This window comes from Micromonospora sp. NPDC047753 (assembly GCF_040642735.1).
Classification (GTDB): Bacteria; Actinomycetota; Actinomycetes; order Mycobacteriales; family Micromonosporaceae; genus Micromonospora.
The window spans coordinates 1-9621 of sequence record NZ_JBEYSL010000250.1 but is presented as its reverse complement, the minus strand read 5'-3'; the positions used below and the strand labels follow the sequence as shown (position 1 = coordinate 9621).

General features: G+C 71.9%; 8 protein-coding genes and 1 pseudogene. 4 read left to right on the top strand and 5 right to left on the bottom strand.

Going from position 1 to position 9621, the window contains the following annotated elements; all coding sequences use genetic code 11:
* Positions 1-387, bottom strand: a pseudogene (locus ABZ749_RS20675) (peptide chain release factor-like protein); the annotation flags it as partial.
* Complete coding sequence (locus ABZ749_RS20670) at positions 384-1571, bottom strand: RNA ligase RtcB family protein (RefSeq protein WP_357230014.1); 1188 nt, start codon at positions 1569-1571, stop codon at positions 384-386. The pseudogene ABZ749_RS20675 and the gene ABZ749_RS20670, both read right to left, overlap by 4 nt.
* 172 nt (positions 1572-1743) lie before the next feature.
* On the opposite strand from ABZ749_RS20670, the gene ABZ749_RS20665 reads away from it, so the two are divergent.
* Positions 1744-2274 carry an adenylate kinase gene (locus tag ABZ749_RS20665; protein ID WP_357230012.1) on the top strand — a complete coding sequence of 177 codons (531 nt, stop codon included), beginning with the start codon at positions 1744-1746 and terminating at the stop codon, positions 2272-2274.
* Between the two features lie 21 nt (positions 2275-2295).
* On the opposite strand, the gene ABZ749_RS20660 is transcribed toward ABZ749_RS20665, so the two are convergent.
* Positions 2296-2934, bottom strand: coding sequence for a class I SAM-dependent methyltransferase (locus tag ABZ749_RS20660; protein WP_357230010.1), 639 nt, complete (start codon positions 2932-2934; stop codon positions 2296-2298).
* 95 nt (positions 2935-3029) lie between these two features.
* Between ABZ749_RS20660 and ABZ749_RS20655 the strand changes: the two genes are divergently transcribed.
* Positions 3030-3809 (top strand): SDR family oxidoreductase, encoded by a 780-nt coding sequence (locus ABZ749_RS20655; protein WP_357230008.1) that lies wholly within the window; start codon positions 3030-3032, stop codon positions 3807-3809.
* Positions 3810-3818: 9 nt separating this feature from the next.
* Here the strand turns inward: ABZ749_RS20655 and ABZ749_RS20650 are convergent, their stop codons facing one another.
* Both ABZ749_RS20650 and ABZ749_RS20645 read right to left on the bottom strand, forming a co-directional pair.
* Positions 3819-6050, bottom strand: a complete 2232-nt coding sequence (locus ABZ749_RS20650) for a hypothetical protein (RefSeq protein WP_357230006.1) — start codon at positions 6048-6050, stop codon at positions 3819-3821.
* A 143-nt stretch (positions 6051-6193) separates the two neighbouring features.
* Positions 6194-7165, bottom strand: coding sequence for an AraC family transcriptional regulator (locus ABZ749_RS20645; protein WP_357230004.1), 972 nt, complete (start codon positions 7163-7165; stop codon positions 6194-6196).
* 84 nt (positions 7166-7249) lie between these two features.
* Here ABZ749_RS20645 and ABZ749_RS20640 point away from each other — a divergent pair, with 84 nt between their 5' ends.
* Both ABZ749_RS20640 and ABZ749_RS20635 read left to right on the top strand, forming a co-directional pair.
* Entirely contained in the window at positions 7250-8218 is a 969-nt protein-coding gene (locus tag ABZ749_RS20640; protein ID WP_357230002.1) for an SDR family NAD(P)-dependent oxidoreductase, read from the top strand.
* A 58-nt stretch (positions 8219-8276) separates the two neighbouring features.
* On the top strand, positions 8277-9425 hold the full coding sequence (locus ABZ749_RS20635; RefSeq protein ID WP_357230000.1) for an FUSC family protein: 1149 nt from the start codon (positions 8277-8279) through the stop codon (positions 9423-9425).
* The last annotated feature ends 196 nt before the right edge of the window (positions 9426-9621 follow it).

Below are 9621 nucleotides of genomic sequence, written 5' to 3'. Positions count from 1 at the left end.
GTTCCGGTGCTGACCCCCCGGCCCGCCGGTGCGGCAGGCGACGATGTCGACGTCCGCCTCGCGAAACGTCGTCGGCCGAGCGTCGCGTTCGGGCGGCTGGGCGGTGACGTACCAGTTCTTCCGGCCGACGCCCGAGCGGTACGGGCTGGGGGCCTGCCAGCACAGCGTCCCGGTCCACGAGGCCGCGAACGCCTCGGCGTCCACGCCGGAGATCCGGATTAGCACGGACCGGTGGGTGCCGGCGCGGTCACCGGGCACCGCCTCGACCTGCTGGATCGTCAGACCACGGCGGACGCCCTCGTCGCGCAACCGGTGCAGCAGTTGACTCAGTGCCCAGGCGCACTCCTGCGGCCCACGTCCGGCCGACAACAGCAGGAACGCGGTCATGAGCGGCCTCGTCGGCCACGGTGGCCCCGCCGCTGCGGGCGTGCGGCGGACCCCAGGTCAGGCGTCTTGTAGGTGACCACTGGCGTCGTGCTGACCACCGGGGTGGCCAGCCGGTGTTCGACCAGGTCGGCGATCACCTGCTCGATGCGCTTGTACGCCGTGGGCGCCTCCTCGAAGAGCAGTTGCCGGTCACCGCACACCACCAGCGAACCCACCGGGGTACGGCGTAGCTCCTCGACCGTGTGCTTGGCCCGGCCCCGCCGCAGGGCGTCGGCGCGCGACATCTTGCGGCCGGCGCCGTGGGCCACCGAATGGTTGGCCTCCGGCCCGGCGTGCGCGGCCACCAGGTAGGACGCCGTTCCCCGGGTACCGGCGATCAGGACGTCGCGACCGTCACCCGGCGCCGCGCCCTTGCGGTGCAGGTAGACCCCGTCCCGGACCTCGACCAGGTTGTGGCACTCATCGACGATCGGCGCGGTGGGCTCGGCCCCCAACGCGTGCGCCACCCGGGCGGCCAGCACCCGGCGGTTGAGCGAACCCCAGCGCACGGCGTCGTCGTGCCTGCCCAGGTAGGCGGCGGGGTCGGGGGCCGCCCCGGCGCCGTGGACCTCGGTGTGCGCCCGCAGGATCCGCTCGCCCAGACCACGGGACCCGCTGTGCACGATCAGCACGAGATCGCCGGCGTCGAGCCCGAGCCGGCCCGCGTGCCGTACGTCGAGAACGGTGTCGACGCGAGCCAACTCCACGAAGTGGTTGCCCCGGCCCACCGTCCCGAGGCCGTCGAAATGGCCGGCTGGAACGTCACTGTCGACGGCGGCCCAAGCGGGGTCGTCGGCGTCGCGTACCGGGTCGAGCGCCTGGTCGAGGTCGGGGAACCGGGCGGCGAGCCGTTCCGGTACGGCCCGCTTGAGCTTGATCGGAAACACGGCGATGCCGCAGCCGATGTCGGAGCCCACCAGGAACGGGTACAGCACTGTCGACGCCATGGCCGCGCCGATGGGCGCACCCTTGCCGGGGTGCAGGTCCGGCATCGCGGCGACGTGCCGCATGCCGTCCAGGGCGGCGACCTGCTGGCACTGTGCGAGCGCATCGGACTCGATCCAACTCGCGGGAGAGGCGAACACCGTGACGGTGGCCGGGGCGGACGGGGGCAGGGGCTCCCGAGGGAGGTGGTGCTGGGACAAGGAGGCTCATCTCTGGCTGCCAACGTGAAAAGCGGACGGCGTCACGGCCCCCGGGAGGCATCACCGGTGGCGCGGAGCAGGGGTGGAGTCCGTCAGTACGTCATGGACGTCACTCTGATCGAGGCGCGCCAGGCACGACAACTGATTTTTCCTCACGACGTACGCTGCCGCGATGAGCGCACCGCGTCGCATCCTGGTCTACGGGGTGTACGGCTCCGGCAAGTCCACCCTCGCGGCGCGATTGGCCGAACACCTCGGACTGCCCTGGTATCCGGTCGACGACCAGCTCTGGCAACCGGGCTGGGTCGAGGTGCCGGTCGCCCAGCAACGCAGCCGGATCGAGGAGATCTGCCGACGGGACCGCTGGATCATCGACGGGGCGTACCACGGTTGGCGGGACGTCCCGATGGCCCGCGCCGATCTGGTCGTCGGCCTTGACTATCCACGGTGGCTGTCGTTCGGGCGGTTGCTCCGCCGCACCGTCCGCCGGGTGGTAACCGGCGAGGTGATCTGCAACGGCAACCGCGAGTCGCTGAGCAGTGTGCTGTCCTCGGACTCGATCCTGGTGTGGCACGTCACCGCGTTCGGCCGGGCCCGACGGCGGATGCGGGCCTGGCAGGCCGACCCGTCCGCGCCGCCCGTGGTGTTGCTGCGCTCGCCGGCGGAGCTGGAGGTCTGGCTGGCCGGGCTGCCCCGCCGGTGAGCGGTGCGATCGACGGCGGTGTCAGGCCGGCCTGAGCGCGCGGCCGAGGACGCAGGGGGAGGAGGGGCTGTTGCTGGTGGCCGGGAAACGGAACCTGCGCAGCTGCTGCACCTCGAAGCCGGCCGCGCCGATGGCGGCGACGGTGTCGCGGTTGGTGTGGCAGCCGGCGAACAGCTTCGGCCACAGCGTGGCGTCGAGGAGTCGTTGGGCGCGGTACAGACCACCGGCACCCTCGGCGGCCACGTGCTCGAAGAACCGCACCTCGCCTCCGGGGCGCAGCACCCGGCTGATCTCGGCCAACGCGCTCGCCTGATCGAGCACCGTGCACAACACCAACGCGACCACCGCCGCGTCGAACTCGCCGTCCCCTGCGGGCAGCGCCTCGGCCAGACCGTCGACGACGGTCACCGGGACCGGCGCGGTCGACGCGGCGCGCTCGGCGGCGGCACGCAGACGTCGCTCCGGTTCGACCGCGTAGACCTGGGTCACCCCCGGCGGGTAGTGGGCGAACATCAGCCCGTTGCCCGCACCGATCTCGATCACCCGGCCGGACAGGCCGGCGACCAGCTCCCGCCGGAACGCCGCGGTGCCGGCGCGCTCCATGGCGACGCTGAGTCGCTCGTACACCCGGGCGAACACCGGGTGGGACACCGTGGCCACGTCGACCTCCTGATCTCCGTCGAACGCTTCTCCGGCGATTGTCCTGCATCCGCGCACGCTTTCCGTCTTACTGGTTGGCAGCACGATCCGACCCAGTGCAGACAGGACGTGGTACGACAATGAAGATCGTCGTCATCGGGGGCAGCGGCCTCATCGGTTCCAAGCTCGTGGAGCGCCTCGGCGCCCAGGGCCACGAGGTGGTGCCGGCATCGCCGAAGACGGGCGTCAACACCCTGACCGGCGAAGGGGTGGCCGACGCGCTCACCGGCGCCGAGGTCGTCGTCGACGTGTCGAACTCGCCGTCGTTCGAGAACACCGCCGTACTGGAATTCTTCGAGACCTCGACCCGGACGCTCCTCGCCGCCGCGTCCGACGCCGGGGTGAACCACTACGTGGCGCTCTCCATCGTGGGGTGCGACCGGATCCCGGACAGCGGGTACATGCGCGCGAAGGTCGCCCAGGAGAAGCTCATCGTCGCGTCCGGCCTCCCGTACTCGGTGGTGCACGCCACCCAGTTCTTCGAGTTCCTCAAGGGCATCATCGACACCGCCACGGACGGCGACACCGTGCACCTCGCGCCGGTGCTCATTCAGCCGATGGCCGCTGACGACGTCGCTGCCGCGGTCGCCGAGGTCGCGCTCGGCGCGCCGACGAACTCCGTGGTCGAGGTCGCCGGCCCGGAGCAGTTCCGCCTCGACGAACTGGGCCGAACCCTCCTCGCCGACCAGCAGGACCGTCGTTCGGTGGTGGCCGACCCCGACGCCCGGTACTTCGGCGCCAAGCTGGGCGAACGCTCACTCGTCCCGGCCGACGGCGCCCGCCTCGCCGGCACCGCTCTGGACGACTGGCGTACGCGGGCGGGCCGGGGAAACTGAGCCGGCCCGCTACCTCGACGGCCCGGGCGGGTCGCCCCGCCGATCGAGGCGCCGCACCAACTCCTGTACCGCCTCGATGAACGGCTCGTCGGACTCGCCCGGCCAGTGCCCGTGGATGGGTGGGGCGACGCTGTCTCCGGGGGGCGCCACCACGTCGACGGGATCACGCTGTCGGCGATCCACACTGGTAGCCGGGTCGTCGGTGGTGGCCGCCGCGGGTGAGGTACGCGGGGAGAAGATCCAGCCGCCGATCGGGTCGGTGTCGCGCCACAGGTTCACCCACCGCCAACCCACCCGGCGGCCGATCTCGTGCAGTGCCGCGTCGTCGACGTAGGCGGGAAAGAGCCGCGCGTAGAGGCGGCGCAGCGGTGATCCGTGGGTGAGCAGGGCGACCCGGTCGCCGATCTGCGGCGGCAGTTGGAGCACCGTGGCGGCGAGCAGGACCGAGCCGTGGCTGTGCCCGGTGAGCAGCACCGCGTCGCCGCGTTCGACGAGGTAGGTGATCCGGCGGGCCAGTTCCGGCACGGCCCGCTCCGAGTAGCAGGGCGGTGAGAACGGGTGGGCGGCCCGGGGCCAGAAGGTGCCGAGGTCCCAGAGCACACCGATGTACCGGCGGTACGGCTCGGTCCGGTACGCGAAGATGCCCCCGATGATCAGGCCGAGGATGATGGCCGCGATCGTCCAGCTACCAACCGCGATGCCGAACGTGACCGCGTCGGCCGGCAGCCCCAGGGTCTGTTCGATGAGGTCGCCCGGGAACTGCCCCAACAGGCCGACGGTGGTGGTGGCAGTGGCGAGCCCGGCGAGACAGCCGTAGAGCACGGCCAGCGGCAGCAGCTTCTCGGTGAAACGAGCCCGGGCTATCGCGTCTCGGACCTGCCGTAGTCGGCGTCCTGCCTCGGGCGGCGGGTCCGGGAAGTCGCGTGCGACTATCGCCGCCCCGGCCCGGCGTCGACCCCGGCGGGAGATCAGGACGACGAGGCCAGTGGCGATCACCGTGACCAGCAGGGCGCGGAAGAAGCCGAAGATGGCCCAGGTGTAGGCCCGGGGCGGACCGGAGGCGATGCCCGCGCCGGTCGACACGTCGCGGTCCAGGTAGTCCGCCACCCGGTAGACCAGTTCGGCGGAGTACGCCACCGCCATGCTGATCCCGGTGGCCGCGACCACGAGAGCGCCCAGCCCGAACAGCGGGGTGGCGCCGTGCTCCCGGCGCCGGTGCCAGAGCAGCACCACGCCCAGGGCGACCAACAGCGTCGTCTGGGACACGAACAGACCGGCCAGGGTCGGGTCGTAGCCGGGGAGCGCCTGCTCCTCCGGCCAGGGTTGCGGACTGGTCAGCACATGCGTCACGACGGCGACGGTCAGGAGGATGGCAGCGGTCCGGAGGGTACGGGTGACCCGGTCGAGCCGCTTGTCGCCGGGGGCCCTGTCCATCAGCGGCGGTGTGCAGAGCAGCGCCACGCAGCCGGTCAGGATCACCCCCATGATCGCCGTCAGCGCGATAGTGGCCGCCGAAGCGTCACTCGCGGCGCGGGCCAGGAGCAGGGCGAGGTCCAGCGTCGCGAAGGCCGCCGTGACATGGATGGCCCGCAACCGGCCCACCAACGGCTCGGCGTCCCACTGGCCCACGGTGCCGAGCCGAGGAGCGGAGGTGCCCTGATCGGGTTCGCGAAACGCCTCGAACGTCCGGCCCGGCCGGCAACTGACCCGCCAGATCAGGCCGATCGCGGCGGCCGGGACGAGCGCGAGCACCGCCAGCCGCAGTCCGACCGGCCGTCCACCCAACCAGGACAACCAACTGCGTCCGGCCAGACAGTCGGGGGAGGCCAGGCACTTCCAGCCGACGAGATCCAGGGCGACGCCGACGATGGCGAGCACGTACAGCACGGTGAGCGTGAGCGCCAGCACCCGGCAGAGGGACTTGACCACCGCCTCGGAACGGGGGTTCGCCGGGCGCATCCAGATCGCGACGTTGACCAGCATGAAGGGGAGCAGGAAGACCACCGCCAGGGTGCGGGCCACGGTCCCGGAGGGCAGGTCACCCCAGCGGTACGCCTCAAGCGTCACCCCGTGCTCGCCGGTGCTCTCCGAGTACCGGGGGCGCGGCCGGTAGAACCCGCCACTGCGGTCACCGGCGACCTGCGCGGTCTGTTGCAGGTCCAGCACCTGCGCGGCGCTCGCGCCGGAGACTCCGTGCACCCGTAGTTCCACGACGTCACCGGAGTCGTCCGTGCCACTCAACCGCGTTGATCCATCCGACGTCCCCCCGAGGCGTCTCGCAGCCCTTGTCCGTGATCCGGCGCCGCCGCCACGCGCCGGGTCGCCGGTGACGGCAGAGCCGGGTCTACCCCATCCGGACGCCCTCAATCTCAGCCGGCGGGGTGCTACCGCCCCGGCAGGGCCCGACCGGCGGTCACCGTCGGCTCGGGTGCGTCCGTCCGGGCGGTGTTCGCCAACTCGGTGCGGTAGGCGCGCGGCGAGAGGCCGGTGGTGCGCTTGAAGGCCACGCTCAACGCGCTCTCCGAGCCGTACCCGACGGCCTGGGCGATGGTGGCCACGGTGTCGGAGCTGCGCCGGATGCGGTCGGCCGCGAGCTCTATCCGCCACCCGGTCAGGTACTCCAGCGGGCCCACCCCGACGACCTTCTTGAAGCGGGCCGCCAGCGTCGACCGGGAGACGGTCGCCGCCCGGGCCACCTCGTCCACCGTCCACGGGTGCGCGGGTCGCTCGTGCATCGCACGTAGCGCGGGAGCGACCACCGGGTCGGTGAGACCGGCCAGCCACCCGGAGCCGGGCCGCTCGTCACGGGCCAGGTGCAGCCGAAGGATCCGGATCAGCAGGACGAGCGCCAGATGCTCGGCGACGAGGTGGGAGCCGAGTCGCGTGGATCGCAGTTCCGCGTCGATCTCGCCGAGGGCCCACTGGACGGTCCCGGCCTCCGGGGTGTCGGCAGGCACGTGGATGACCGGCGGAAGGTTGTCCAGCAGAAGGCTGCGTGCCCGCCCGCCAAGGGTGAAAGCGCCGCCGATGAGGAACACGTCGTCACCGTCGCCGGCGTGCGCCACACCGTCGGTGGCGGCGGCGAAAATGGGATGCGCGGGCTGGACCGGCACCTCGGGATCGCTGAAGAGGGTGTAGGCCGCCGGTCGGGTCAGCAGGAAGCAGTCGCCCGCACCGAGATCGATCGGCTCGGCGTGGCCGTCGACCCGCAGTGAACATCGGCCCCGCCGGACGGCGTTGAACTTGACCCCGGCCGGGGGGTCGAAACCGACGGCCCAGGGTCCGCCTCCGACCAGACCGGCGGAGACGTGGCTCGTCGCGCCGAGCAGGGCCAGGACATCCTCCAGCGGATCCATCCCCACCTCATCTGGACGCTCACGAAAGTATGACGGACTCCAGACTATAGGCAGTCCGAACCTAGCGTTCGTAGCCTGGGTGTCATGACAGCGAATCCACGCCTCGCCACCCCGTTCAACGCGCGCACCACGGCCGCCGAGGTCCTCCACGGTGTCGACCTCACCGGACGCCGGATGATCGTCACCGGGGGCGCGTCCGGCATCGGTGTGGAGACGGTGCGCGCGTTGGCCGGAGCCGGCGCCGAGGTCACCATCGCGACCCGGAATCCTCGGGCGGCCGACCGGCTCGCCGAGGAGTTCGCCACCGATGCCACGGTGGGCACGGTCCGGTCGTCCGCCCTCGATCTTTCCGACCTGGCGTCGGTCGACGCCTTCGTGGCGGCCTGGCAGGGCCCGCTCGACGTGCTGGTGGCCAACGCCGGAATCATGGCGATCCCGACCCGCCAGCTGACCGCCGTGGGCTGGGAACTCCAGCTCGCGACGAACCACCTCGGCCACTTCGCGCTGGCCCGAGGGCTGCACGACAGTCTGCGTGCCGCCGAGGCGGCACGGGTCGTGATGGTCAGCTCCGGTGCGCACCTTGCCGCGCCGTTCGACTTCGACGACCCGCAGTTCGAGCGGCGCCCGTACGACCCGTGGTCGGCCTACGGTCAGTCGAAGACCGCGGAGGTCCTGCTCGCTGTGGGAATCACCCGCCAGTGGGCGGCCGACGGGATCACCGCGAACGCCCTCAACCCCGGGTACATCTTCACCAACCTCCAGCGCCACATCGACGACGACACGATGCGGGCGATGGGCGCGATGGACGAGGCGGGCAACCTCGTCGAGGCGGAGTACTACAAGAAGCCCGACCAGGGCGCGTCGACAACAGCGCTGCTCGCCGGCTCACCCCTGCTCGACGGGGTCGGCGGTCGGTACTTCGACGACAACCAGGAGGCCGAGGTCATTCCGGGTGGTCCCGACGCCACCGGCGGAGTCGCCGCCCACGCGCTGGACCCGGCCGCGGCCGACCGGCTCTGGGCGTACGCCGAGAAGACGCTCGCCTCACGCTGAGGACGGCCGGGCCGTGCCGGGCGAGGATTGAGCCGGTCGTGGCGGGGTAGGTGCCGCCATGGTCGCTGCCGGTCGGCGCGGAGCGGACGTGGGCCCTTCGACCGTCGTCCGGCTCCTGGACCGCGTGGTGGCCGCCCTACGCGAGCGGGTCAACCGGGTACGCACCATCGGCGGCCTCGCCGTGCAGGCCGGCTTGGCCGCCGGGCTGTCCTGGTTCGTGGCGCACTCGCTGCTGCAGGTGTCGCAGCCGGTCTTCGCGCCGATCTCCGCCGTCTCGACGCTCGCCGCGTCGGTCGGCCAGCGGTTGCGTCGCACCGTCGAGCTGATCATCGGGGTCACCGTCGGCGTGCTGATCGGCGACCTGCTCCTTGTGGTGATCGGCACCGGTTGGTGGCAGCTCGCCCTGATCGTTCTGCTGGCGATCGTCGTCGCGCTCTTCCTCGCGGGTAGCGCGGCGGTGGTGATCCAGGCGGGGGCGACGGCGGTGCTCATCGCCACGCTCAGCCCGACCGTCCGGGATCTGGAGATCCCCCGGTTCGTGGACGCGCTCGTTGGGGGAGGGGTGGCGCTGCTGGTCACCGCCGTGTTGCTGCCGCTGAACCCGCTGCGGGTGCTCAACCGGGCCGCGCGGCCGGCGTTGGACCTCCTCGCGGCCCAGCTCGACGCCACGGCCGAGGCGCTGACCGAGCGGGATGCCGCTCGGGCCCGTACCGCCCGGGGTGAGCTGCGGCAGAGCGCGGGCCGGTTGAAGGCGTTCGTCGAGGCGACCCAGGGCGCCCGGGAGGCGAGCACCCTGTCGCCGGTGTACTGGCATCAACGGCGCGGGCCGGTGGGCCGCTACGCGCAGGCCGCGGAGCCGATCGACCGGGCGATGCGCAACAGCGGCACCCTGATCCGACGATCGGTGACGCTCATCGAGGACGGCGAACCGGTACCGGAGTCGTTGCCGACGGCGGTGGCGGATCTCGCCGAGGCGGTCCGCCTGCTGAAGCGGCAGTTCGCCGCCGGCGCCGAGCCGAACCGGGCTCGCGAGCAGGCGCTGCGGGCGGTCCGGACTGCCGGGCACGCCTATCGGGACGGTGTGGGCTTCTCCGGCGCGGTGGTGGTGGCGCAGGTCCGGACGACCGTCAGTGACCTCCTGGTCGCCTCCGGGTTGAGCCAGGAGGACGCGAATCACCTGGTCCGGAGGCTTTTCGGCGACCTCTGAGACTTGACTGACCCCCGGCGGTGCCAGTTCGTGGCATCTTTCTGAGCCATGACCGTTGCGCTCTGAGCCAAAATGGTGCCACTATGGTGCCATGGAGCTGAGCCTGGGAGACGTTCCAGCTGGTCCGCAACTCCGACGGCACGGTGAGCCTGCGGGCCACTGTGAACAGCCGGTACGTCTCCGCCGACAACGCGGG